The following is a 25,469-nucleotide window of genomic DNA, read 5'->3' as shown; positions in this document are numbered from 1 at the left end:
GCGGATGCTTTTTAGCGTAGCGGTCGTGGTGAGCGCAACTGGCGGGGCGACAGCCCGAAATGGGCACGAAAGCGGCGACTGAACGCCGGGGCGTTTTGAAAGCCGACTCGTTCGGCGATGATGCCGATGGGAATATCGGTAAAGGCCAGCAGCGAACGGGCCTTTTCCATGCGCAGCTGCTGCAGGTACTGACCGGTGGTCATGCCCACCTGTTGTTTGAACAGGGTCTTGTACTGACTGACGCTCAAAAAACTGTTCGTGGCCAACTGCTCCAGCGTGGGCGTCACCGCCAGATCCCGTTCGAGATACTGCAGCGCACGCTGCAGGCGTGAGTCCAGCCGGGGTTGCCACTCCTGGGTTTCGAGCAGCTGATAAAATAATCGCCCCATGTCTCGGACCAACGCCTCGCCATGAGCCTGCTGCAGCTGGGTTTCCACAAAGGCGGCATAACGTTGCAGCCCTGCAGGCAAGGTCACAAAGGGCGTATCGAGCCGCTGCATGCCCACCGGCAAAGCCGGCAGGTCTACCACCAGAAAATGGGCCTGCTGCTCGGCGGCAAAGCTGTGTACCGTGCCCGCCGGTATTACCACGCATCCGGACGGCCCAATACGGCCGGCGTGTCCGTTCAGCTCGATATTGATGCACCCCTGTAACGGCAGCACCAGCTGCGCATAATCATGCCGGTGGGCGCATACACTCAGGGTGTAACAACGAATGGAGAAACGCAGATCGGTCAGGGATGCCAAGGGGAAAATACCTCCGGTAACGGGATGCGATGGAGCTGATTGCCTTTACCCTTATCGGCTGCAACGTGGCGCTGGGGCTTAACTATTCACTGCCGGTAGTGGTGATGGCCGGCATTACCACCGGTATTTTTGGCGGTATACTGCGCGATGCCTTGTGCAATCGCCCCCCGCAGGTGCTGCGCCACGAACTCTATGCCAGCGTGTCATTACTGGTGGCGCTGCTGTACCTGCTGCTGCGCGAGCTGGGAGTCGATGAAAATATCAATATGCTGGCCTCGTTCGCGGTCGGCCTGAGCATTCGGCTGGCGGCCATTCGCTGGCACTGGTCGTTGCCGGTATTCACTTACTCGCCGGAACGCTGGCGCAGCTAGTTCTAGAGCTGGCTCGGTAGTGTCGCCAATATAACAACACCGGGCATTGCCCGGCGTTGTTATCGATGATACCGCGGTGCCGGTTACCGAACGGCGTTGCTCAGCTGAAAACGGTGTGTCAGCTGGTTAAGCTCCCGAATCTCGTTACGGATCTCCCCAATCGCGGCCACCACCCGGTTGGCATCTTCTCGCGTGTTGCCCGCCACATCGGAAATATTGACGATGCGCTGATCAATGTCGATGGCGACGCCACTTTGCTGATTGGTGGCGGTAGAAATCATGATATTCATCGACGAAATCGTCTCTACCGAAGCAATAATGTGCTCTATCGCCTCGGCGGCAGCCACCGCCAGCTCACAGCTCTTTTGCGCCAAATCATTATTCTGGGTCATGGATCCCACCGCCTCTTCGGCCTTGAGCTGCAATTGCTGAATGATTTGCTGTATCTGCTGGGTCGACTGCTGAGTGCGTTGCGCCAGAGTCCGTACCTCATCGGCCACCACTGCAAACCCCCGCCCCTGATCACCGGCCCGGGCCGCTTCAATGGCGGCATTCAATGCCAGCAGATTGGTTTGCTCGGCAATGTCATTAATCACCGAGGTCACACTGCCCACAGAGAGGGTTTCCTCTTTCAGCGCCGTGATCAATTGTGCGGTTTGTTTCAGGTTTTCCAGCATCTGCAAGGCGTGAGACTCGGTTTGACCGACAACAATGCCGCCTTTTCTGGCCTGCTCGCCGGTATCAGTGGCCGCTTTCTCCGCCTCGGAGGTGTTGCTGGACACCTCTTTCACGGCGGCAGCCATTTCGGTCATCGCCGTGGCGACCAGCCCGATATCGTCATACTGACGAATCACCCCCTGTTCGGCATCCTCGGTGGCTTTTACCACGTTATCAATATGATTTTCGGTATTTTTGGCCACCCGTTGTACGGTTTGCAGCACGTCGCTGATGTGATCCAGCATACTGTTGTAGGAAGAGAACATGCGCCCGACTTCATTATCGGTATGAATAACCTCAAAACGATGAGAGAAGTCTCCCTTGCCCACTTCCGCCATACGGTTTTGCAAACGCAGAATATTGTCCATCAGCATCCGCAAGCCAAAGACCCGGCCCAGCACCACCAATACCAGGATCAGTAAAATACAGCCTAACGCGATTAACAACTGAGTGCGGATGGTGTGATTGGCCTTTTCCGTCATCATCACCACGGCCTTGTTCATTTCACCGAGGATCACCGGCGACTGCTGCTGAATGGCGAGCAGGGTGGCATCGCTGTTTTGTTCTACATGACGAAGGATCAGCGCCTTATATTGCTGCCATAACGCGTCTACCCGCTGCATTTGCGAAATAATCGCCGGATCATCCAGCGCATTCATGCCCGCCGCCGCATCGCCTTGCACGATGCGCAGGTGCGACTGTTCAAACAGGTTGATGGTTTTTTTCAGTACTTCCTGCTGCTCAACCTGTGATGCAACCAGCATGGCTTCTTTGGCCATGCGTTGACTCAACATCCGTTGCCGACCCGCCGCATTAATGGTCTCGGGGTTGATGGCCATGCTCATATACAGTGAGACCGCCGCTGCCACCGCCAACAGAAAGATCAACGCGTAGGACAACATAAACTGGCGATTGATGGTTTTACACCCCACCGCACGCAAGATATTGTCCATCGTTTTCGCCATACTACCCTTCATTCCGTGCTCCTTTATCAGGTAATAGCGCACTGCCTATTACTGCCATCACAAGATTGTTACCCGACACCACCATGGTGATTGCATTCTGTATCGGCACGCGTTGCAGAAATTAAAGCGGTTATATTCGACCATGATTCCGTTTTATGACCGACGTCAGATAAACAGGGCGGCTCGACCAGGCGATAGCGCGCAGCTGCTCACTCTTTGCCCGACTCACCCAGCGGCAGGGCCGTGGTGTACTTGATCTGCTCCATGGCAAAGCTGGAAGTAATGTCAGACAGCCCATCGGTACCGGTGATCAGCTTCTTGTAGAAACGATCGAAGGCGCCGATGTCGGCCACCACCACCCGCAGCATGTAGTCCCACTCCCCGGACATGCGGTAAAACTCCACCACCTCTTCAAAGGCGGTCACGGTGTCGGCAAATTGCGCCAGCCACTGACTGTCGTGGCGCTGGGTTTTGATCTGCACAAACACCGACAGCCCCAGCCCCAGCTTGTCGGCATCCAGCAATGCTACCCGGCCGCGAATGTAGCCGGCCTCTTCCAGCTTTTTTACCCGCTTCCAGCACGGCGTTACCGACAGGTTGACCGCCTCCGCCAGATCTTTCAGCGGCAACGACGCATTGTGCTGCAACAGGGCCAGTATCTGTCGGTCGAAAATATCCATCGATAAAAACCTAATAAAGAGAAATATTTTCTAAAAAGTAACACTAACAAAGGAAAGTTAGAAAAACTTTTCCCGCTTCATGGGGATATAATTTTGTCATCACAGAGCCGCCCGGTTCTTCCCTGCCCTTATTATTACGGACGCCCGACCATGAACCACTGGACCCGCACCGCCCTCAAGACCCTGTCCAGCGATCAGCTGCGCACCTCCGACACCCATCTGTACCGGCTCGACATTCCCGGTCTCGACGGCATCGATATCTATCTGAAAGACGAAAGCACCCATCCCACCGGCAGCCTCAAGCATCGGCTGGCCCGCTCGCTGTTTTTGCACGCCATCTGCAGCGGCAAGATCAACGAAGGCACCCCGGTAGTGGAAGCCTCGTCGGGCAGCACGGCGGTGTCGGAGGCTTATTTCGCCAAGCTGCTGGGGCTGCCCTTTACCGCCGTGATGCCGCGCCATACCACCTGCAAGAAGGTCGAGCAGGTGATGCGCCTCGGCGGCCAGTGCCATTTTGTGGATCACGCCGCCGAAGTCTATTCCGAGGCCGAGCGACTGGCGCGGGAAAGCGGCGGTCATTACATGGATCAGTTCACCTTTGCCGAGCGGGCCACCGACTGGCGCGGCAACAACAACATTGCCGAGAGCATCTTTCGCCAGCTGGCCGAAGAGCCGCATCCCATTCCCGACGCCATTGTGATGAGCGCCGGCACCGGCGGCACTTCCGCCACCCTGGGCCGCTATGTGCGCTACCTGGGGCTGGACACCCAACTGGTGGTGGTGGATCCGGAAAATTCGGTGTTCTACGACAGCTACCAGAGCCGTGATACCACGCTGGTGAGTCAGGCCGGTGGCCGCATCGAAGGCATTGGTCGGCCGCGGGTGGAGGCGTCTTTTCTGCCCGAGGTGATCGACGAGATGATCAAGGTGCCGGATGCCGCCAGCATCGCCACCATTCACTGGCTGGAGCATATTCTGGGTCGCAAGGCCGGCGGCTCGACCGGTACCAACCTGTGGGGCGTGCTGCAACTGGCCAAACGCATGCAGCAGAATGGCCAGCGCGGCTCTCTGGTCACCCTGATGTGCGACGGCGGCGAGCGCTACCTGGACACCTACTACAACCCGGAATGGGTGGCGAAGCACATCGGCGATCTCACCCCCTACCGCGAGCAGCTGGCGGTGTTCGGGTAAAGTGGGAAACGTGAAGCGTAGGGGGTCTCGTAGCTGCCGTTTCAGCTGGCAGGCTCAGCCCCGCTGAGCAATGATAAAAACGCCGAACCTGCAGGTCATACCAATTTGAATAAAGATCTGATCATTAATTTAAATCTGAGATCAGAGGCAACACAGCCACCTCCCACGACACGCTACAAGTACTTCCCTGTAAGCTCGGAAATGCCGCCCCTGGCATTTCACGGTCGTGGGAGTCGATCTCTGTTGCCTCTTCTCAAACACCGAGTTGTCTGTAGACGGCGCCAACAGGCAACTCCCTGACATCAGGGAGGACAAAGGGATCTGCTCGGCCGACCATCCGCGCCACGGATGGCGCGGCTGAGCCTCCACGGATGGATTCACGGCGTGTCGGCGGAGCGGGTCCTTTGTCCGACGGGTTGCTGCCGATATCGCGTAGTATTTCCTGTTACTACGGAGTGCTCTGATCCGCCAACTGAAGTGGCGGCTACCTGTAATAGCACCAAGCCGTGCGCTGGCTTGCCCGGTTGAAACCGGGCCTACAATGTCTCCTCACCCTTCACCCCTCACAGCCTGTTTACGTCCCGCGCCCAGTACCAGCATGCAGGGGGTGAGCAACAGGGTCAGCAGGGTGGCGAAGGCCAGGCCGCCGGCGATGGCGCTCGACAGCTGGGTCCACCATTGAGTGGACGGGGCACCGATACCGAGGCTGGGTGCCAGCAGGTCGACGTTCACACCCAGAACCATCGGCATCAGCCCCAGCACAGTGGTGATGGCGGTCAGCAACACAGGGCGCAAACGCAGACAACCGGTTTCCAGCGCCGCCTCGGTCGGGCTCATGCCGTCCTTGCGCAGCTGGTTGAAGGTGTCGATCAGCACGATATTGTTGTTCACCACGATGCCCGCCAGGGCGATTACCCCCATGCCCACCATCACGATGCCGAATGACTGCCCGTTCAGCAGTAACCCTATCAAGACCCCGGCGGTAGAAAATACGATGGCCGACAGCACCAGTGCCGTTTGATACAGATTGTTGAACTGGGTGACCAGGATCAGCGTCATCATCAGAATGGCCACGCCAAAGGCGCTGGTCAGAAACTGCCCCGCTTCACGCTGATCCGCGTCTTCTCCGGCGACCGTCAGGTTGATGCCGGGCGGCAGTGTCGGTGCATTGTCGGCCAGTGCGGCCAGCCGTTCATCCAACCGAAAGCCTTCGGCAATATCGGCCTGCAGGGTCAGGGTACGCCGACCGTCTACTCGGTGCAGGGTGCCGATTTTGGGCGCCGGGGTCAGGGTCACAAACTGGCTGAGTGGCACCTGACCGCGCGGGGTATTGATCGTCAGCCGCGAGAGCTGGTCGAGCGAGCGCCACTGCTGCGGCAGTCGCACTCGAATGTCGACCTCGTCGTTGGCATCTTCGGGCCGGTAGCTCGCCAGCTTCAGGCCATTGGTGACCAGCTGTACCGCATTGCCCACGCTCAGCACGTCGGCCCCCATGCGGGCGGCCGCTTCCCGGTTGACCGTGAGTCGCCACTCGATACCGGGCAGACTGCGGTCGTCTTCTATGTCGATAAAGCCGCCCAGCGCCTGCATGGCGGCACGCACGCCGTCGGCGGCCTGCTCCAGCTCCCGGTTGTCGGTGCCCGACAGCCTAATTTCCACCGGCTTGCCGCCGCCCGGGCCCATCTGCTGTTGCCGAAACTCCAGCACTATGCCGGGAATGTCGTCGGTCAGCGCCAGCAGGGTGTCTTTAATGGAGGAAGCCGGGCGACGCAAATACCAGTCGGTAAATTGGAACTGCAACACGCCAATCACATCACTGCCCATCTGGCTGTCTGCCATGGCAAAACTGCGGGCATACAGCGCCTTTACCTCGCTCAGGCCACGCAGGCGTTGCTCCACTTCGCGCAGCAGGGCGTCTTTTTCATACACCGACAAATCACCCCGGGCGCGCACCTGCAGCTGGGCGCTGTCGGGCTCGATGTCGGGAAAAAACTCGACGCCATGATTGAAACGGGCATAGCCCGCATACACCAGTGCGGTCAGCACCAGGGTCGCAATCAGGGTCAGGCCCGGCCGGCGCAGCAAGCGGCTCAGCAAGGCTCGATACCGGGCCAGCCCCGGCACCCGCACCGGCTCGCGGACGCGTGCGCCGTGCCGGCTGACCCCGCCCATGGTCGGTAAAAATACCAGCGCCATGGCCAGGGAAGCCAACAGGCAGATGATAACGGTAGCGGGCAGGTATTTCATGAACTCCCCCACCACCCCGGGCCAGAACAGCAGCGGAAAAAACACCGCCAGGGTGGTGGCGGTCGAGGCAATCACCGGCCAGCTCATGCGGTGGGCGGCATTAATCCAGGCCTCTTTGGGCGACTGCCCCTGGTGCAGGTGGCGGTCGGCCAGCTCGCACACCACAATGGCGCCATCCACCAGCATGCCGGCCACCAGGATCAGCGAAAACAGCACTATGATGTTCATGGTAAAGCCGATGGACCAGATGATCAGAATACCGGCGAGAAAGGCGCCGGGAATGGTCAACCCCACCATCACCGCCGAGCGTGCCCCCATGGTGGCGAGGATCAGAATCAACACCAGCACCACGGCGGTAAGCACGTTATTGAGCAGATCCGACAGCAGGGTTTCCACCTGGGTCGACTGATCCATGATGTAGTCCACTTCCAGCCCCGGCGGCAGCAAGGGCGCCGCCTCCGCCAGCAACTGCTTGACCTGCTCTATGGTGTTGATGATGTTGGCGCCGGCACGCTTGCTGACTTCCAGCACCACCCCGGGCTGCCCGTTGATACGGGCAAAGCCGGCCGGATCCTTGAAGGTGCGCCGCAGGGTGGCGACATCGCCAAAGGTCACCACCCGGTCGCCACTTACCTTGATGGGCAGGCCCAGCACGTCGTCCAGATCTTCGATGACGCCGGGCACCTTGATCGCCAGCCGACCGGCGCCGGTATCCAGGCTGCCCGCCGCCACCAGCCGGTTGTTGCGCGACACCAGATTGAACAGCGCCGTGTAGTCGATGCCGAAGCTGTCCAGCACCTGGGGGTCGACCAGAATTTCCAGCAGATCTTCCCGATCGCCGCCAATGTCCACTTCCAGCACCTCGGGAATGCCTTCCATTTCTTCTTTCAGCCGCCGGGCGGTCATCACCAGCTCGGCTTCCGACAAGGGCCCCGACAAGGCCACCGACAACACCGGAAACAGGGCAACGTTGATTTCGTGCACCACCGGCTCGTCGGCTTCCTGCGGCAGCTTGCTGCGGGCCGAGTCGACCTTTTCACGCACTTCCTGCAGCGCCAGTTTGGGATCGAAGCCCGCATCGAATTCCAGCATCACCGACGCATGGCCCTCACTGGCAGTTGAGGTCATTTTCTTCACCCCTTCCAGGGAGCGCAGCTCCTGCTCCATCGGCCGCACCAGCAGCCGCTCGCCGTCTTCCGGGCTGATGCCCTCCAGCGCCATCGACACATACATCATGGGAATGGTGACGTCGGGATTGGCTTCCTTGGGAATGGCCTGATAGGCAGCCACCCCACCGAGCAGCAAAAACACAAAGGCCATCAGGGTGGCGCGGCTGCGAAAGACAGCGGCGGCAATCAGCGCCCTCATGACTGGGGCTCGTAAATGCGCACCGGGGCGCCATCGGTCATGAAACCGGCCCCCCGCGTGATGATGCGTGCCGGTTGCGGTAAACCACTGACCCAGGCCTGATCGGTGCCGATGCTGAGCAGCGTCACCGGCACCAGCTTCGCCCGGTCTTGCTCATCCACCAGATAAACGCCGGTGCGGCCATTGTCATCCAGCGCCAGCAACGCCGGCGACAGCCGAAAGGCTTGCCGGGTCGGCAGAGTGATATTCAAACCGGCACTGGCCCCGGCCACTCGCCAGCCGTGCGGGTTATTGAGCCGGGCTTCCAGGGCGAAGCTTCGGGTAGCGGTGTCCGCCGCCTGGGCCACAAAGCTGAGCCGGCCGCTCAGCTCGCGTCCGTCCAGCATTACCGCCGTCACCGGCAGCCCCGGCGTCAGCCCGGCCACCTGCTGTTGCGGCACGGCGGCATGCAGCTTGAGGGTCGATACGTCCACCAGCGTCAGCAGCGCATCCCCCGCCTGCACAAAGTCTCCCTGCTCGACCGGCCGGGCATCCACGCTGCCGGCAAAGGGCGCGGCAATACGGGTACGGCTGACCGCCAATCGCGCCTCGGCCAACTCCGCTTCGGCGGCGGCGGCGGCGGATTTGAGCGACAGATAGCCGGTTTGGGAGATCAGCTGGTTGCGGCGCAATCGCGCGGCGCCGGTGACTTCGGCCTGGCGCAAGGTCAGCTCGGCGTCGGCCCGGGCCAGCTCCACGCGGCGGCCGTCGTCACTCAAGGTAAGCAGCAACTCGCCCTCGGCGGCGGTCTGGCCCAGCTCGGGCACCTCGACCACGGTACCGCTCACCTGGGCCTGCAACACCTGCGAACGTTGGGGCAGCAGTTGCCCCTGCAGCATCAGTGTGGCTTGGTAGGGTTCGGCATCAAGGCGCGTCACTTCCACCGCTGGCAGACCGGGGGCGGCAGTGCCTTCCATGTCGGGCTCGTTCACCCGTGCCTGATACACCTCGCCGCGCCATAGCCAGAACAGCGCCACCACCACCACAAACAGGATCCACCCCAGCCCCTTGTTCCGGGCCAACCACTGCGTGAATGCGCCTACTGCCATTGTTGATTGTCCGTATCAATTAGAGTGGATACTCAGCATAACAAGTCGGACGGACGCGATACAGCGGGGAAAGACGGTATTGGGGGATGAGAGGCTAGGTTTGAGATATATGTAGTGCAGATTCGACTGGCACCGAACAGCAGAAAAAGAAAATGCCGGTGCTTACACCGGCATAGAACCTCTTTAAGCGCTTTGCTGACGCAATTGACGGCCGTGGAAGACATAACCGATCAGATTCATCAACACCTGTGCCGCCAACACACTGGTGGTGCCGGTATGATCATAATCGGGGGCGACTTCGCACAAGTCGATACCCACTACCTCACCACCGAACGCCACTCCCTGCAGGATTTCCATCACTTCATAATACGTGAAGCCACCATGACTCGGGGTGCCGGTACCGGGGGCAATGGAAGGGTCAAAACCGTCGATATCGATGGTGATGTAATAGTTCACCCCTTTGGGGATCAGCGCCAGTACCCCTTCCACGCCCAGCCGGCGTACATCGCGCACGGACAGTATGGTAGAGCCGGCATCTTCTGCCGCCTTGTGATCCGCCCGGTTGGACGAGGAGACATTGCGGATACCAAGCTGGGTCATGCCGGTGACGAATTCCTGCTCGGAAGCACGGCGCAGCGGGTTGCCGTGACCGAAGCGAACACCGTGACGCTCATCGACGAAGTCGAGATGGGCATCGATCTGGATGATATGAATGGGTCCACGGCCCTCGAATGCGCGAATACAAGGGGCATTGACCGAATGGTCACCACCGACGACCACCGGCAGGGCGCCGGATTCCAGTATCTTGCGTACCCCATATTCGATATTCGCATGGGATTTCTCGGTGTCGGTATGCACCATGTCCGCATCGCCGATATCGACAATATCAACGCCATCCAGGTACATCAGATCCTCTTCATACGAATAAGCACCACCGTGGCCGAAGGAAAACAGTGTTGATGCTTCACGCACGGAACGAGGCCCCATGCGCGCGCCGGAACGCCACTGGGTACCGCAGTCAAAGGGCGCGCCCATAAAGGCAACGTCCGCCTTTATGTTGTCCCAGTCTTCACAGGTTCGCTTCTTCCCGAAGGTGCAGAAACCAACAAACGGCAGGTTCAAGCGACCTTTTTCGTAAGCATTTTCACTCATAGTTTGTCTACCCCTGTTCAACCAACGGCCTGACCGACCGGTGCTTTGTCTGCTAAAACGCTCGAATACCGATGAAGGTCTGAGCGCCGAATGAGAAAGGCAGTATTGCAGGGGCTCATAAATCAAAAAATATAAAACTTATTATGTATATATTAATTTTTGTGATGTTAGATGTGAATAAGATGCTACAGAATGAGCTGCCGTCGGCCTCAGGTGGGCTCTCCCGGCTTGCCGAGGCTGGCAGCCTTGATGGTGGCTTCTACGTCTTCGGCAAAAATTCTGACAAACTCCTGCGGGGCGGGAGACACCCGCATCGCCATGCTGAACTCCGACTGCCAGGACAGATCAAGATGATCGATAGCGCGCATTTCGCCGCGCTCGACCCATTGCCTGGCGTAATGTGTCGGCAGAAAACCGAGAAAACTGCCGCTGGTGATCAGAATCGCCTGCGCTTCCATATTGGATACCATGGCCACATCCCACGCTTTCATCAGCCCCTGCAGCTCGGCATGGTGCAGATAGGTACGAGAAGACACCGGGTATTGTCTTAGGGTCTCGAGGGTGATGTCGGCATTCCCCAGCCCGAACAGCGGATGGCGGCGGCCACAGTAAAAACCGTGGTCTTCCATGCACAGGTGCCGATAACTCAGCCCGCTGTGCCGGTTATGAAACAAGCCCAGCGCGATATGCAGGTTACCGTTAAGCAGCTCCCGCTCCAGCTCTTCGGGAGGCAGCACCACCAATTTGAGTGATACGTCGTTCTTGCGGCCATAGAAACGGTGAATCGCTTCAGAGATGGGAAAGTCGTGATTGGTAATGGTGCTGTCAATCAGGCCCAGCCGCAGCGTTCCGGTCAGCTTGTCGCGCAGTTCGCCCAGCTCGGATTCAAAGTCCGAAATGTTGTTCAGCATATCGCGACACTTGCGATACACCAGCTGCCCCTTCTCGGTCAGGCTGAAGCCACTGCGCCCACGATGGCACAGCTGAAAGCCGAGCCGAATCTCGAAGTCACGAATATGGGTACTGATCGCCGGCTGGCTCATGCCCAGTACCGACTCGGCCCCCACAAAGCCACCGTATTCCGCCACGGTGCAGAAGGTCAGCATATGTTTCATCGAGTAGCTTGCCATTGCGTCTCCGGAGTGTGTGGCCTGCGCCGAAAATACATTAATTTTTAAAATGTATACATATCAAAATTTATATTTTTGGATGCATGGTGCTTTGCAATACTGCGATTGTTACGAATGGATTCACATTATTGTCACAAGAAAACAACCTGGCAATCGAAGGAGATGATGAATATGACCGCATTTAAAAAACAACTGAAAGCACTGGCACTTTCAGTCTCTGTCGCCCTGACCCCCGCCCTCGCCATGGCCGAAGAATGGAAGTTTGCCATCGAGGAAATTCCCGGCTCAATCATGGATGCCTACGCTCAGGAGTTCAAGAAGCGCATCGAAGACAAGACCAACGGCGATGTCACCATCAAAATCTATCCCCTCGGCTCTCTGGGCACCCCCACCGAGCTGGTCGAACAGGTCGCCGACAGCGTAGTGCAGTTTGCCAACGTCTCGGTGGGCAACCTGGGCACCATAGTGCCCGAGTCGCAGATGTTTCTGCTGACCTATACTCTGCCATCAGACTCGGACGCCACCGCCAATTTACTGGGTTCCAGTCCGGTGATTTACGATGAACTCGGTAAGGACTTTGAAGCCAAAGGCCTGAAACTGCACACCATGTACTCCGAAGGCCCGCAGGTCTGGACCACCAACCGGGAAATTCGCACCCCCGCCGACTTCGATAACTTCAAGATGCGCGTCATGGTTTCTCCCATTCTGCTCAAGGCTTACGATGATCTGGGTGCCAGCCCCACTCCGCTGCCCTTTGGCGAAGTCTATGGTGCCCTGCAGCTCAAGCAGGTCGACGGCCAGATAAACCCGGTGCCGGCCATCGAAGAAATGAAATTTTACGAAGTCACCGACTACATGATCTGGGCCGGTGAGCAGGAGCTGGTCACCACCGTCATGTCGGGCACCGACTGGTATGACAGCCTGCCCGCCAATCGCAAGCAGCTAATCCGCGACACCACCGCCGGCATGCAGAACTTCATGCACGACGTGGTCGAGCAGTTCAACGAAGACAAGCTGGCCAAAATCAAGGCGGCCAAACCCGATATCAGAATGATTGAGCTGACCGCAGAAGAACGCGCCGCCTTCCGTGAACGCAGCAAGGCCACCCACTCGGCCTATATCGACATCACCGGAGAACGGGGACAGGTTCTGCTCGATGCACTGCTGACCGAGGTCGACACGACCACACATTAACCTGCCGTTGCCAGCTCCCTGCCCGGCAAGGGGGCTGGTCTTTTACTCCGCTTACCCGGACCGAGGTCAAGCCGATGCCCTTATATACCGCCCTGACCAAAATGTTGCCCCTTACCGACAAGCTCATCGGCAAAGCCGAAATATACGTGCTTGGCTGGGGCATCATCATCATGGCCGCCAACACCATTGCCAATGTGTTTGGCCGTTACCTGTTTTCGCAAAGTATCTATTTCACCGAAGAGCTCAACGAATTCCTGATCGTGATCATCACCTTTATGGGGCTGGGGTATGTGACCCGCAAGGGCCGTCATATTCGCATGTCTGCGCTCTATGACCTGCTGTCGGCACGCTACAAGAAACTGCTGATGATCATTATCGCCTCCCTGACCGCAGTGGCCATGTTCATGCTCGCCTGGTATGCCCTGGAATACGTTATCAAGCTGGCCAGCCGCGGACGGGTGACCCCTGCACTGCAGTTTCCCCTTTACCTGACCTACATCTGGGTGGTGATCGGTTTCGCCGTCACCGGCATTCAGTATGTATTGACCGCATTCAGAAACCTGAATCTGTCCGATGAGCATGTCTATATCTCGTTCACCACGGTAGATGAATATCTGGACCCCGAGATTGCCGAAGTAATGCATCTGTACCAACAGGATCATACGGTTGAAAACCCCGATCAAGAGCAGGCAGTAAAAGCAACGAGTGAACCACTTGGCTATCAGGAGAATAAATCATGACGATGATGATGTTGGGAGTAATGATCCTGCTGCTGCTGGCCGGTTTTCCGATGATGATGCCGCTGCTGGCGGCGGCCATGATGGCCTTTATTGTCTATATGCCGGACCTGAGCCTGCAGATGGTGGTGCAGCAAATGATCGGCGGAGTCAAACCGTCTGCCCTGATTGCCGTGCCCATGTTTATTCTCGCCGCCGATATCATTACCCGGGGTCATTCGGCCGATAGGCTGGTAGATGTGGTGATGCGCTTTATGGGTCACATCCGCGGTGGGTTGGCCGTATCTGTCACCGCCGCCTGCGCCCTGTTTGGTGCCGTGTGCGGCTCGACCCAGGCCACCGTGGTGGCGGTGGGCGGCGCCATGCGCCCACGCATGCTGAAGGCCGGTTACAACGATTCGTTTTCGATTGGCCTTATCGTTAACGCCGCCGATCTGGCGTACCTGATCCCCCCATCCATCGGCATGATTATCTATGGCGTCATCTCCGGCACCTCGATCTCGGAGCTGTTCATCGCCGGTCTGGGACCCGGGCTGCTGATCATAGTGCTGTTTTCACTCTATTGCATCTGGTATGCCAAACGGCACAATATTCCCGTTGAACCCCGTGCCAGCTGGGCGGAGCGCCTGGTATCCATTCGCCGCGCTGTCTGGCCGCTGGGGTTTCCGGCCATCGTGGTCGGTGGCATCTACGGCGGCATTTTCAGCCCCACCGAAGCGGCAGCCGTGTGCGTGCTTTATGCCTTGCTGCTGGAAGTCGTGGTCTTTCGTTCGATCAAGGTTCGCGATATTTTTGATATCGCCCTGTCCACCAGCGCCGTCACCTCGGTAGTGTTCATCCTGATCGCCGCCGGGGCCGCCTTTTCCTGGGTTCTATCTTACGCCCAGATCCCCCAGCAACTTATCGCCGCAATAGGGCTGGATGAAGCGGGCCCCATCATGACGCTGGTGGCCATCAACATCGCTTTTTTCATCGGCTGCATGTTTGTCGATTCGGTGGTGGTGATCCTGATTCTGGTGCCCATCTTCGCGCCCTTGATCAAGGCCGCCGGGCTAGACCCGGTGCTGGTAGGCGTACTGATCACCCTGCAGGTCGCCATTGGCGCAGCCACCCCGCCGTTCGGCTGTAACATCTTTACCGCCGTCGCCGTGTTTAGGCGTCCGTTTATCGATGTCATCCGTGGGGTACCGCCGTTCCTGCTGATCCTGCTGGTGGTGACCGTCTTGCTGATTGCCTTTCCGCAGATAGCCCTGCTGCTTAGGGATCTCGCGTTCCGGTAAAAACGTGAGGCGTGAGGCGTGAGGCGTGAGGCGTGAGGCGTGAGGCGTGAGGCGGGCAATCCAGGTCCGGCTGTAGCCGGGAAGCAAGGTTTGGAGCCACACTCTGTTAACCAACAAAAAGCCCCGCTGGTGCGGGGCTTTTGGGGTTAGTCGAGCTGGCTGCGCAGCCAGTCCAGTACCTGCACGTAGTTGGCGGGTAGCATGGGCTGCAGCTGGTCGAGCGCCGCCTTGGTGTCGGCATGGTTGTCGAGGCAGAAGTTGATGTGACCCACCTTGCGGCCGGGACGCACTTCCTTGCCGTACCAGTACAGCTCGGCACCGGGTACCGACAGCCAGGCGTCGTCTTTGTTTACGCCCACCAGATTGACCATGACGCTGGTATTTTTCACCCGCGGTTCAACCAGCGGCAGCTTGGCCACGGCACGCAAATGAGCTTCAAACTGGCTGACGCTGGCACCGGCCTGGGTCCAGTGGCCGCTGTTGTGCACGCGCGGTGCCAGTTCGTTGATCAACAGGTGATCGCCGACCCGGAAGCATTCCATCGCCATCACGCCTACATAATCAAGGTCGTTCATCAGGGTGGCCAGCATCTGCTCGGCTTCGGCCTGCAAATGGGCCAGCCGTGCCAATGGTGCAACCGAGCCCAGCAGAATGCCGTTAACGTGCAGATTGAGGGTCAGCGGGTAGAAAAAGCACTGACCGTCGGCGCCACGCATGCCGACAACCGACATTTCTTCGTCGAAGTCGATGGCCTGCTCGGCAATGGCCTGGGTGTGCCAGTCATCGGGAATGGCGTCCTGGCCCGGATCACGCAGCCAGTGCTGGCCACGGCCGTCATAACCGCCGGTGCGGCGCTTGAGCAGCACTCGCTCGCCCAGCTGCTGGTGCAGATCGTCGGCGGAAGTCTCGGTTTCAACCAGCTGCCAGGGCGCGGTGGCCAGACCCAGCTTGTCGATCAGCGACTTTTGCGTGAAGCGGTCGGCCAGAATCGGAAAGGTGTCGAGGTTAACAAACGCCGGGTGAGCCGACAGCTGGCGGGTGGCGGCGGTGTCGGGCCACTGTTCGCGCTCGGCGGTCACCTGCTCGTGCGGCAGCAGCGGAAAGGTCTCTTCCGACTCGATGTCGACCGGACGCACGTCCAGATTAAGCGGCATGCCCGCATGCTTCAGCATCTGGCCCAATTGGCCGGCGCCGAGTACCCAGATACGGCTCATGCTTCCTCCCGCGGATCGGGGTTACCCAATACGGTCTCGGTTTGTGCCTTGCGAAAGGCGTCCAGTCGCTCGGCCAGGGCCGGATCGTTGTTGGCCAGCATCTGGCAGGCCATCAGACCCGCATTGAAGGCACCGGCTTCGCCGATGGCCAGGGTGCCCACGGCCACGCCTTTGGGCATTTGCACGATAGACAGCAGGCTGTCCATGCCGTTCAGCGCCTTGCTTTGTACCGGTACACCCAGCACCGGCAAACGGGTCTTGGACGCCACCATGCCGGGCAGGTGCGCAGCACCGCCGGCGCCGGCGATGATAACCTGAAAACCGCGCGCCACGGCCTGTTCGCCAAACTCCATGAGTCGGTCTGGGGTGCGGTGAGCCGACACCACTTCCACTTCATAGGCTACTTGCAGCTTGTCCATGATTTCTGCTGCGCCCTGCATGGTGGGCCAATCACTTTTCGAGCCCATGATGACGGCAACTTTTGCTTGCATGACAACTCCTGTTCAACAACGTTCAGCATTTAGGTGGATCCGGGGGAGCGCGGATTATACCGAAACGGCGGTTTGGCGGCTAGTCGGCAAACCGCCCAAGGGTGGACATTACCCGACGCTGTCGCTAAGGTATGGTCGCTCAAAAGCTGGCCAACATGCATTTTAAGGAGGTGACCGCCATATGATAGGCGCAATTGAATCTGTTCCCTGAATCACGGCCCCGTGCCGTCGACCGCACATTACCAGGCTATCGCCAACGTCTCTAAGTAAGTTGCTGTTATTTAATGCCGATCCCGTCAGGGGTTCCCGCGTCCGTTGCCGCTAGCCAGGTCGTCTTAACCTGCGCCAGGTTTGGTGCCGTTTATCCGGTGCCGTTTGCCTGCGTATCTGTCTGCTTCACTCGCACGACAAGGAGATGAACTTGGAGCTCTATCAATTTTCCAGCACTACGGTGCTGCTGTTACTGGCCGCCTTTTATGGTGGTACCTATCTGATCACCACCTTTATCAAAAAGGAACAGGAAGACACCGACGCCTTTATGGTGTCCAACCACAGCGTGGGCTTCGGCATGGGCGCGGCCAGCATGACCGCCACCTGGATTTGGGCGGCCTCTTTCTATGCCGCCGCTACCTCGGGCTACACCTACGGGGTGTCTGGCCCCCTGCATTACGGCTTTTGGGGCGCCTTGATGATTCTGTTCATCTATCCCTTCGGCCGCCGTTTTCGCGCGCTGGCGCCCAACGCCCATACCCTGGGTGAAATCATTCATGCCCGTCACGGCTCGTCCAGCCAGCTGATCCTGGCCCTGTCCAATCTGCTCGGTAGCCTTATCAGCCTGATGGTCAACTTTACCGCCGCCGGTGCCCTGGTGTCGGTGCTGTCGCCGCTGTCGTTTCAGGCCGGGGTGATCATCGCCGGTGCCGGTGTGCTGAGCTATACCCTGTGGTCGGGCTTTCGCGCCTCGGTGCTGACCGACTTTGCCCAGCTGATAGCCTTGATGGCGGTGGCCATCGTGATTATTCCTGCGGTGCTGTTCGCCATGGGCGGGCCGAGCGAAATGCTGAACGGCTTCGACAATCTCAGCCTGGAGCAGGCCGATATTTTCTCGATGGATGCCATTATGCATCAGGGCGCGCCCTACTTCGTGGCGGTGCTGGCCTATGCCATCGGTAACCAGACCATTGCCCAGCGTTTGTTTGCGGTAAACGAAAAACACATCAAGCCCACCTTCATCACCGCCACCCTCGGCTATGGTGCCATCGTGATCGGCCTGGGCATGATTGGCCTGATGGCGCTCACCACCGGGGTGGAGCCGCTGAACGGCGACATGAACAATTTGATCCCGCAAATGGTGTCTGCTTATCTGCCGCCGGTGTTCATTGCCCTGTTCTTCATTCTGGTGATCGGCTCGCTGTCGTCTACCGCCGATTCGGACTTGTCTGCCCTGTCGGCGATCATGATGGCCGATGTCTACGGCAAGAACATCGCCAAAGGCAAGGCCGATCCCAAGCGCATGCTGTTTATCGGCCGCCTGACCATGGTGGCGGCCACCATGATCGGCATCGTGTTTGCCAGCTTCTCGCTCGACATTCTGGTGATGCTGGTGTTTGTGGGCGCGCTGTGGGGCGCCATTGTGTTCCCGGTTATCGCCAGCTGTTTCTGGAACCGGGTCACCAATCGCGCCTTTACCAGCGCGGTGATTGCCGGCCTGCTGATGTTCTGCATCGCCCGTTTCGAACTGCTGCCCATGACCGGAGCCATTGGCGTGCTGTTCGAACTGTTGGCAAGCATGGGTGGCGGCGTGGTCGTCGGCCTGATGGTGTTCGGCTTTCTCGGCACCCGCGCCGGTTTTGCCGCCGGCATTATTGCCGGCGTGGCGCTGATGTTCTTTGCCACCGGCTTTTTGCGTGAATACACGGTGCTGTTGTCATCCCTGGTGGCCTACGGCGTCAGCACCCTGGTGTGCGTGGTAATGAGCCTGATGCAGCGCCAGGAGTTCGACTTTGAGCTGATTGCCCAGCGTGTCGGCAATTATGACACCGGGTCCGCTACCCTTCACGACAACCCGGTCTCCCTGAAATCCGTCCATCTGGCCAAGGAGTCTTCATGAACGAACTGACATTAGGCGCTTATATCCTGATCTGGCCCGCCCTCACCCTGTGGGTGCTGGTGGTGATCTGCAAGGCGGTACTGAAAGACGTGCGCGCCGCCAAAAAGGAAAACCGCGAACTGGTGTAAGCACCGGTATCACGGCTGGTAAAACAACAAAGGCGGACCTCAGGGTCCGCCTTTTTTATGGTCAGTAAAAGCTCTGCAGCCAGCGGGCGTAAAGCGGTATGCCCACCAGCACGTTGAAGGGAAAGGTCACCGCCAACGATGCCAGCATGGCCAGGCCGATGTCTGCCTTGTCGATGGCGGCGCCAATGGCCGCCGGGGCGGCGATGTAGGAGGCACTGGCCACCAGCGCCACCAGAATGAGCGCCGTGCCTTGCGGCAGCCCCAACAGCAGGGCCATCAGGGTACCCAGCCCGGCCAGCACCAGGGGCGCCAGCAGCGCAAACAGCATGACCGGCCAGCGACGCCAGGGCACCGGGCACAGCGCCTTGGCGGCACACAGGCCCATTTCCAACAAAAACAGCGCCAGCAGACCCTTGAAGGCCCCGATAAACAAATCACTCACCGGCGCCGCCTGCTGGGGTCCGTAGAAGTAACCGATCAGCACACCACCGGTCAGCAGCACCACGCCGCGGCTGGTCAGCGCCTCGTGCCACACGCCGCCATGACCACTCTGTGCGCCCTGCCCCGACAGCCGCTTGTACAGCGAAATGGCCACGATAATGGCGGGCAGCTCCAGCAACACCAGATACAGTGTGGTCTCGGGCGCAATCTCCAGGCTCAGGCTCTGGGCATAGGCCAGGGCCACCGCAAAGGTACCGGCGCTGACCGAGCCATAATGCGCCGCCAGACTGGCGCTGTTGGCCTGATCGAGCCGCAGCAACCGCCGGGCCACCGGATAGCACAGCAGCGGTATCAGCACCCCCAAAGAGGCCACCGCCAGCAGCGACGGCACCAGCCCCCAATGCAGGTTGCCGTGCAGCGCCAGCCCGCCCTTGAAGCCGATGGTCAGCATCAGCAGTATGCTCAGGGTGTCATACGCCGCCTTGGGCACCTTAAGATCCGAACGGGCCAGGCCCGCTATAACGCCCAGTGCAAAAAACGCCACCACAATATCCGGCATGAATTCCTCTCTTTTCATTATGTTGCAATGGTGGTCAACCGAATGAAGGCAGTGTGCTGCCGGCTTGACCTGAAGACGGCAGACATTGTGCGGACGGCGAAGTATAGTTACCAATAAATGTTAACAACCATGAATATAGATAATCATCAATGAATGTTCGTCATCTGACTTTTCGACTGCTGCAGGTGTATGTGTCTGTGGTGCGCCTGGGATCGGTATCCCGGGCCGCCGGCCAGCTGCATCTGACCCAGCCCACAGTGTCGCAGCAGCTCAAGCGGCTGGCCGAAGCGGTAGGCGAGCCCTTGCTGATCATCGGCGACGGGCGTATCACGCCCACCCTGGTCGGCACCGAGCTGTATCATGCGGCACTGGATGCCCTGAGCCGTTTCGAAGACTTCAACGGCTTTTTACAGGATGCACGCCAGGGCACCCGCGGCAGTTTCAGCATCGCCGTGGTGACCACCGCCAAATACATATTGCCGCGCCTGCTGGGGCCCTTTAACCGGAGTTTTCCGGGGGTGGAGGTGTCGATCAGCGTCGGCAACCGGGGCTATATTCTGGATCGCCACCGCCACCAGCAGGACGATCTTTATCTGTTCAGCCACCCGCCCACCGGGGAGCACACCCTGAGTGGCCGTTTTATTCATAATCCGCTGGTCTTGATTACTCCGCCGGATCACTGGGCGGTAAACAATGCTCCCGCCGATTTCTCGGCCCTGCTGGAAGAGCGTTTTCTGCTGCGCGAGCCCGGCAGCGCCACCCGGCTGGTATTTGAGGAATGGCTGCGCAAGCGCAACCTGCAATTGAAGCGGGTGATGCAGATAGAAAGCAACGAGGTGATCCGCATGAGCGTGGAGCAAGGGCTGGGACTGGCGGTGTTGTCGGAACACACCCTGGCCGAGGGCGATCAAAAGGTGGGCCGCCCGGTCATTCCCGGTTTTCCGCTCGGCAGCCACTGGTATCTCGTGTGCCACAACAACCGGCGCATGCCCTATGCCGCCGCCAACTTCGTGCGTTTTATCAACGACAATCTGGCCCATTGCGTCGATCAGCGTTACATCCAGAACGATCTGGCGGAACTGCTGGGGCAGCTGAATACCGATCATTGAATGCAGACATGATTGTCGGGTCACAAGAGACGAATATCGAACCCCAGCCGTAATCGATCTGTTTGATGTATTGATTCCGAAACTCATTGCGAATCCAATATCAAACGACATATTTACCGAAAATCCTATCTCGGACAGAGCCAGGTACCGGAGCTATTTAAACCGGCGTCCCTATTTTGGGGGAACCCGGGTTGAAAACCACCGGGAGAGCTCATACCCTTGGGGCTCGTCTATCTATACCTAAATGGCTCCCTACCGCAACATGTGGACAGGCAGGGAGAGCACTAACGGCGGAGGGCGGTGTATTGCAGATGCCCTTCATCTTGTAGCCTTGGTAGCGGTGCTGAACACCGGCCGGCGATTAATGATCTTCGAGGGAGACAATATATAGCAATGGAAGACGAAAACTCTCCTGCTCTGCGTGCTGGTGTGGACTTTCGTGGCACCCTAAACGCAACTCAGCCAGTGCTGGAGCACATCAAGCCGGGCAAAAAACGGGCTCCGTTTTTGCGCTACATACGTATCAATCTGCCGCGCACCACCCGTCTGCTGCTCATCGCCGTTATTGCCGTTATCGGCGGGGCTTCGGCGTCTGTTGCGCTATCGAACCAGGAGCCCTTTCTGTTCGCGACCCAGGCCTTGTGGATTGTGTTCGGGGCTGCTGCGGTGTTCGTTGCCGTGGGTTTAATGACCTCTGTCCGCATCTGGAAATGGGGGGTGCCCATCGCCCTGCTCTCTCTGCTGATCTACCTCGGCGGCCTGCTGGGCAATGCGCCCTATGTCTGGAATGGTGCCAGTGTGGTGACCGCCGCCATGTGGAACCTGACGCTGTTGGCCTCTATCGCCTACATGGTGCTTTCTTGGGCACTGCGCTACGGGATGATCGTTGCCGCTCCCGACAACCAACATTTTTTAGACTGATAAGGCTTTATCAATGGATCTCGGATTTCCGTGGTGGCTTCGTGTGGAGCACTTCCTCAACATCATCTTCATTTCGTTCCTCGTTCGCTCGGGCCTCGAAATTCTGGGCACCTACCCCAAGCTTTACCGCTCGCAGCACACAGTGCCTGGCACATCCTGGGCCAAATTTACGGTTCAGCAGGAGCCGAAGCACAAGTACTACACGGTGGGCGGCGAGGACAGCGACTACTCTCCCCGTATTTCGCTCCCCGGCCATCGCCTGCTTGGTCTCGGGCGTTATTGGCATTTCATGGCGGTGACCGGCTTTGTTACCTGCTGGGTAATCTACTTTGTATTGCTGCTGGTTACCGGTCAGTGGCGGCGCTACGTGCCCACCAGTTGGGACACCTTTGCTCAGGCGGGTCAGGATATGCTGGCCTACCTTGCTTTCACCATGCCCCACCCCGTCGATGGCATGGTATTTAATGCCTTGCAGCAATTGTCTTACGGCTTTGTCGTATTAATACTGACGCCTTTGGTCATTCTGACCGGCGCCTTTCAGTCTCCGGCCATTGCCAACCATTTTTCGCGCATTACCCGCCTGCTCGGTGGCCGCCAGGTAATACGCAGCACTCACTTTCTGTGCCTTGTTGGCTACGTCGCCTTCTTCGCCATACACCTGCCCCTGGTCTTTCTTCACGGCTACCTGCACGAGACATCAAAAATGGTGTTGGGACACTCCAACAATCCTGTTGTGGGCGGTGTCATTTTCACCATCGGCCTGGTACTCGTGATCGTTCTGCACGTGGTCGCTACGCGGTGGACATTGGCGGACGGCCGTGCCGTTGAGAAGTTGCATAACCGGATTGTGCGGCCATGGTCGAATCTGCTGTACAAGCTGCCCGCGCGCATGCACTACGATCGCTCCAATATCACGGGTAAAGACGTGGGTCTCGATAACACCACCCACAACTTCCGCGGCAGCGGGCGACCACCAGAAACTGCCGAGTACCTTGCGCTGATGGCCAACTGCTACGAAGACGACTACGTGCTCGAGATCGGTGGCTACGTTGAACGCCCAATGACGCTGACGATTGCGGATCTTCGCGAGCTTGCCGCTGGCCACTCTCAGACCACGCTGCACCACTGTGTGCAGGGCTTCACCTCGATTGGGCGGTGGCGCGGCATTACCGTGTCCGACCTTTTGGATCTGGTTAAGCCCCTGCCCGGTGCGACTGATGTTGTGTACACCAGCTTCCAGAACATGGGCCGCGATGATGTTCTGTATGAGGGGGGAGCCTACTACGAGTCCACCCCCCTGGTTGAGGCACGAATGCCGCAGACGCTGATTGCCTTTGAACTCAACGACGAAGGCGAGATCCCGGCAAAAAATGGCGGACCGGTGCGGCTGCGTCTGGAAACTTCGACCGGGTTTCGCAGCCTGAAGTGGCTGGAGCGTATTGAGGTAGTCAACCGTTACGACATTATCCTTAAGGGCCGCGGTGGCTACTTTGAAGACACCGACTTCTTCGACCGCAACCAGCTGATCTGACCGTTCGCGAACAGAAAAGGAAGCCGCTGTTATTATGTTAAAAAAAAGTATGACCCTGAAAAAAACACGCCCAGGTACCCAGGCCGAGCTGGATGCTTACATGGCCGCGCGGCCCAGACCGGTGCGCAACACCTTTGAAGGTATGTACCCGCTGCACCAGGACCTTGAGCTGTCGGACCAACAGGTGCAGATAGTGCAGGACTACCTGCAAGAGGTGAACTTTCATCTGCCCGGCGCCGCTGCCCATGAGTTTCTTGTGGTCCGCTGGGCGCGCTACACCGGGTTTCAGTTCATGCAGGAACCCCTGGAAGCCTATGCCATAGGGCTGAGATGCACGCATCCCGGCATGGAAGATCAGCACACCTTTATTCGTATGTCCTGGGGCCAGCTGATGGGAGATCCCGAGGCTATCCGCCTGCCGGTTAACGAACCGGTACTGGCAGGCGATATGATGACCCTCGCCCGCTATCGCGATACGCGTACCGGGCCCTCGCGAACGGGCGTTAACGCCTATGATGCTGCACCCGATGGTTCTGTACCTAATTCTGTACCTCATTCGGTACCAGGCACCGACTTCGACCTGAAGCTGTTGAACGGCGCACTCGATGACGTGCTGGAACAGCACCTTACCGGCAAGGGGCGCGAAATAAACTCATGGTGGAACCCCGCCCTTAATTGGGGGGTCGCACTGGCAGGGCGCTACCCGCGACTGAAGTACTTCGAGTCCAAGGGACGCCTCGATGAGCAAGCCCTGGCGGCTTTGCACGCCTTCGAGGCGCGGGCCGCAGACGCAGAAACCGCCTTGCAGGAACTCGGTCTGGCCTTGCCTGCATCCGTGGCCGAGTCTGCGCTTAAACAGGCAAAGAAAGCAGAGCGCGGAACCTTTTCCCGCCCGCATCGTATCCGCAACCCACAGCCGCTCACCGAATCAGAGCGTGACACCTAGCGCCTATGAATGACAATATCAAAACTCACGGCCCGGCCGTTGGTGCAGAGCAATTGATTGATATTTATAACTCCGCTCGGCATGAGCCTTCACCCTGGAGCCTAATCAGTGATCAGGTAATGGGCGGTGTATCCAGTGCGACGCAACACCAGGAAGAACGTCATTATTCGCCCTGTACTTGTTTAGTGGGCCGTACCAGCCTTGATAACAACGGCGGATTCGTGCAGATGAAGCTTGATATTGAGCCGAGTGAGTTAAGTGCCGACTACAAAGGACTCTTCATTGAACTGGCCGGCAACGCACACAATTATAATCTGCATGTAAAAACCGCTCAGCTAACCCGACCTTGGCAGTCTTTTCGCTACGCCTTGTCCGTGGAGCCACAATGGACTCGATTCATTGTGCCCTTTGCGCAACTGCTCGCTCATCGCACCGAAGCGAAGCTGCAGCCGGCAGAGATAAAAAGCGTTGCCGTGGTGGCCATTGGTCAGGAATTCGATGTTGATGTTTGTGTGCGGCGATTCGGTTTTTTTATATAAATAGGCAGAGCTGAGGCTTAAATTTAGCAATAATGTTAACGCCGCTAGCAGAGGCGCAGCTTTGCTGCGTCCTGCTTACTGGCTTTTTTTATATTTTTTGTGCAACATAATTTGGCACATCAATTTTCTCTCCACCATTCGTAAAGTGAGAATCAAAACCGTATGCCATTTTTTCCAAAGGTGACTCACCATAGCCCACAGTTTTAATTTCAGTAATGTAGCGCTCTATAAATGGTATTGCACCTAAATGCCCCCATTGTGCAACATGGACAAGTTCATGAAAGTGTAAACGTAAATTTGATGCTAGATGAGGGAGAACGTAGTAAGTGTTTTTATACGTAATTCCGTGTACTTCCATATCAATAAAATCACCCAACCCCATTTGGCGCAATTCAGGAAAATTAGGTTTAGGGATTGTATCGACAACTACAAAATATGCTTTCTGGAGAAACTCTAGAGAATAAAAACCTCTGAAATCATCAAAAAACTTAGAACAAGAAATCCTTTGCCCTTGATACTCAAGGTTAGTCTGATCAATCCACTGCTCAATTTTATGCAACATACGATACTCCAGAAAAAGATAACGCCGCCCACACAGGCGAGCGTCAGCGAGT

The 25,469-nt window shown here is 58.1% G+C and carries 23 protein-coding genes; 12 read left to right on the top strand and 11 right to left on the bottom strand.

Annotation, left to right across the window (positions count from 1 at the left end):
* Positions 1-11 precede the first annotated feature (11 nt).
* Positions 12-746, bottom strand: coding sequence for an AraC family transcriptional regulator (locus tag Q0753_RS01730; RefSeq protein ID WP_298716246.1), 735 nt, complete (start codon positions 744-746; stop codon positions 12-14).
* A 29-nt stretch (positions 747-775) separates the two neighbouring features.
* Here Q0753_RS01730 and Q0753_RS01725 point away from each other — a divergent pair, with 29 nt between their 5' ends.
* Entirely contained in the window at positions 776-1,117 is a 342-nt protein-coding gene (locus tag Q0753_RS01725) for a TRIC cation channel family protein (RefSeq protein WP_298716244.1), read from the top strand.
* An 83-nt stretch (positions 1,118-1,200) separates the two neighbouring features.
* On the opposite strand, the gene Q0753_RS01720 is transcribed toward Q0753_RS01725, so the two are convergent.
* The gene (locus tag Q0753_RS01720) at positions 1,201-2,811 is read right to left on the bottom strand and encodes a methyl-accepting chemotaxis protein (protein ID WP_298716242.1); all 1,611 of its coding nucleotides are present in this window, start codon (positions 2,809-2,811) and stop codon (positions 1,201-1,203) included.
* Positions 2,812-3,008: 197 nt separating this feature from the next.
* A complete protein-coding gene (locus tag Q0753_RS01715; RefSeq protein WP_298716237.1) occupies positions 3,009-3,479 on the bottom strand; it encodes an Lrp/AsnC family transcriptional regulator in 471 nt (156 codons plus the stop codon).
* A 150-nt stretch (positions 3,480-3,629) separates the two neighbouring features.
* Between Q0753_RS01715 and Q0753_RS01710 the strand changes: the two genes are divergently transcribed.
* Complete coding sequence (locus tag Q0753_RS01710) at positions 3,630-4,670, top strand: PLP-dependent cysteine synthase family protein (protein ID WP_298716235.1); 1,041 nt, start codon at positions 3,630-3,632, stop codon at positions 4,668-4,670.
* A gap of 549 nt (positions 4,671-5,219) precedes the next feature.
* On the opposite strand, the gene Q0753_RS01705 is transcribed toward Q0753_RS01710, so the two are convergent.
* The 4 genes from Q0753_RS01705 to Q0753_RS01690 form a co-directional block, all read right to left on the bottom strand.
* Complete coding sequence (locus tag Q0753_RS01705; protein WP_298716232.1) at positions 5,220-8,285, bottom strand: efflux RND transporter permease subunit; 3,066 nt, start codon at positions 8,283-8,285, stop codon at positions 5,220-5,222.
* A complete protein-coding gene (locus tag Q0753_RS01700; protein WP_298716230.1) occupies positions 8,282-9,373 on the bottom strand; it encodes an efflux RND transporter periplasmic adaptor subunit in 1,092 nt (363 codons plus the stop codon). The genes Q0753_RS01705 and Q0753_RS01700 overlap by 4 nt, the downstream gene beginning before the upstream one ends.
* A gap of 183 nt (positions 9,374-9,556) precedes the next feature.
* The gene (locus tag Q0753_RS01695) at positions 9,557-10,525 is read right to left on the bottom strand and encodes an agmatinase (protein WP_298716227.1); all 969 of its coding nucleotides are present in this window, start codon (positions 10,523-10,525) and stop codon (positions 9,557-9,559) included.
* Between the two features lie 209 nt (positions 10,526-10,734).
* Positions 10,735-11,655 carry a LysR family transcriptional regulator gene (locus tag Q0753_RS01690; protein WP_298716224.1) on the bottom strand — a complete coding sequence of 307 codons (921 nt, stop codon included), beginning with the start codon at positions 11,653-11,655 and terminating at the stop codon, positions 10,735-10,737.
* A gap of 171 nt (positions 11,656-11,826) precedes the next feature.
* Between Q0753_RS01690 and dctP the strand changes: the two genes are divergently transcribed.
* The 3 genes from dctP (at position 11,827) to Q0753_RS01675 (ending at position 14,866) form a co-directional block, all read left to right on the top strand.
* On the top strand, positions 11,827-12,849 hold the full coding sequence (dctP, locus tag Q0753_RS01685; RefSeq protein ID WP_298716221.1) for a TRAP transporter substrate-binding protein DctP: 1,023 nt from the start codon (positions 11,827-11,829) through the stop codon (positions 12,847-12,849).
* A 74-nt stretch (positions 12,850-12,923) separates the two neighbouring features.
* Positions 12,924-13,589 carry a TRAP transporter small permease gene (locus Q0753_RS01680; protein WP_298716217.1) on the top strand — a complete coding sequence of 222 codons (666 nt, stop codon included), beginning with the start codon at positions 12,924-12,926 and terminating at the stop codon, positions 13,587-13,589.
* Positions 13,586-14,866, top strand: coding sequence for a TRAP transporter large permease (locus Q0753_RS01675; protein WP_298716214.1), 1,281 nt, complete (start codon positions 13,586-13,588; stop codon positions 14,864-14,866). The genes Q0753_RS01680 and Q0753_RS01675 overlap by 4 nt, the downstream gene beginning before the upstream one ends.
* A 146-nt stretch (positions 14,867-15,012) precedes the next feature.
* Here Q0753_RS01675 and purK read toward each other — a convergent pair whose 3' ends face one another.
* A complete protein-coding gene (gene purK / locus Q0753_RS01670; protein ID WP_298716211.1) occupies positions 15,013-16,080 on the bottom strand; it encodes a 5-(carboxyamino)imidazole ribonucleotide synthase in 1,068 nt (355 codons plus the stop codon).
* Positions 16,077-16,571, bottom strand: coding sequence for a 5-(carboxyamino)imidazole ribonucleotide mutase (gene purE, locus Q0753_RS01665; RefSeq protein WP_298716208.1), 495 nt, complete (start codon positions 16,569-16,571; stop codon positions 16,077-16,079). The genes purK and purE overlap by 4 nt, the downstream gene beginning before the upstream one ends.
* Positions 16,572-16,986: 415 nt before the next feature.
* On the opposite strand from purE, the gene Q0753_RS01660 reads away from it, so the two are divergent.
* Positions 16,987-18,681, top strand: a complete 1,695-nt coding sequence (locus tag Q0753_RS01660; protein WP_298716205.1) for a sodium:solute symporter family protein — start codon at positions 16,987-16,989, stop codon at positions 18,679-18,681.
* Positions 18,678-18,809 (top strand): putative transporter small subunit, encoded by a 132-nt coding sequence (locus Q0753_RS01655; protein ID WP_298716202.1) that lies wholly within the window; start codon positions 18,678-18,680, stop codon positions 18,807-18,809. Before Q0753_RS01660 ends, Q0753_RS01655 begins: the two co-directional genes overlap by 4 nt.
* 61 nt (positions 18,810-18,870) lie before the next feature.
* On the opposite strand, the gene Q0753_RS01650 is transcribed toward Q0753_RS01655, so the two are convergent.
* Positions 18,871-19,809, bottom strand: a complete 939-nt coding sequence (locus Q0753_RS01650; RefSeq protein ID WP_298716199.1) for a sodium-dependent bicarbonate transport family permease — start codon at positions 19,807-19,809, stop codon at positions 18,871-18,873.
* 149 nt (positions 19,810-19,958) lie between these two features.
* On the opposite strand from Q0753_RS01650, the gene Q0753_RS01645 reads away from it, so the two are divergent.
* The 5 genes from Q0753_RS01645 (at position 19,959) to Q0753_RS01625 (ending at position 24,855) form a co-directional block, all read left to right on the top strand.
* The gene (locus Q0753_RS01645; RefSeq protein ID WP_298716196.1) at positions 19,959-20,918 is read left to right on the top strand and encodes a LysR family transcriptional regulator; all 960 of its coding nucleotides are present in this window, start codon (positions 19,959-19,961) and stop codon (positions 20,916-20,918) included.
* 393 nt (positions 20,919-21,311) lie between these two features.
* Positions 21,312-21,839 carry a hypothetical protein gene (locus Q0753_RS01640; RefSeq protein ID WP_298716193.1) on the top strand — a complete coding sequence of 176 codons (528 nt, stop codon included), beginning with the start codon at positions 21,312-21,314 and terminating at the stop codon, positions 21,837-21,839.
* Between the two features lie 13 nt (positions 21,840-21,852).
* On the top strand, positions 21,853-23,370 hold the full coding sequence (locus Q0753_RS01635; protein WP_298716190.1) for a molybdopterin-dependent oxidoreductase: 1,518 nt from the start codon (positions 21,853-21,855) through the stop codon (positions 23,368-23,370).
* A 34-nt stretch (positions 23,371-23,404) separates the two neighbouring features.
* Positions 23,405-24,316: a hypothetical protein gene (locus tag Q0753_RS01630; protein ID WP_298716187.1), complete on the top strand. Its 912-nt coding sequence runs from the start codon at positions 23,405-23,407 to the stop codon at positions 24,314-24,316.
* A gap of 5 nt (positions 24,317-24,321) precedes the next feature.
* Complete coding sequence (locus Q0753_RS01625) at positions 24,322-24,855, top strand: CIA30 family protein (RefSeq protein WP_298716184.1); 534 nt, start codon at positions 24,322-24,324, stop codon at positions 24,853-24,855.
* Between the two features lie 88 nt (positions 24,856-24,943).
* Here the strand turns inward: Q0753_RS01625 and Q0753_RS01620 are convergent, their stop codons facing one another.
* Positions 24,944-25,417, bottom strand: coding sequence for a hypothetical protein (locus Q0753_RS01620; RefSeq protein ID WP_298716182.1), 474 nt, complete (start codon positions 25,415-25,417; stop codon positions 24,944-24,946).
* Positions 25,418-25,469 lie beyond the last annotated feature (52 nt).

It is taken from the genome of uncultured Oceanisphaera sp., from assembly GCF_947495715.1.
GTDB classification, from domain to species: Bacteria; Pseudomonadota; Gammaproteobacteria; order Enterobacterales; family Aeromonadaceae; genus Oceanimonas; species Oceanimonas sediminis.
Note: the sequence above shows the minus strand (reverse complement) of the source record. Positions and strands in the feature narration are given on the sequence as shown.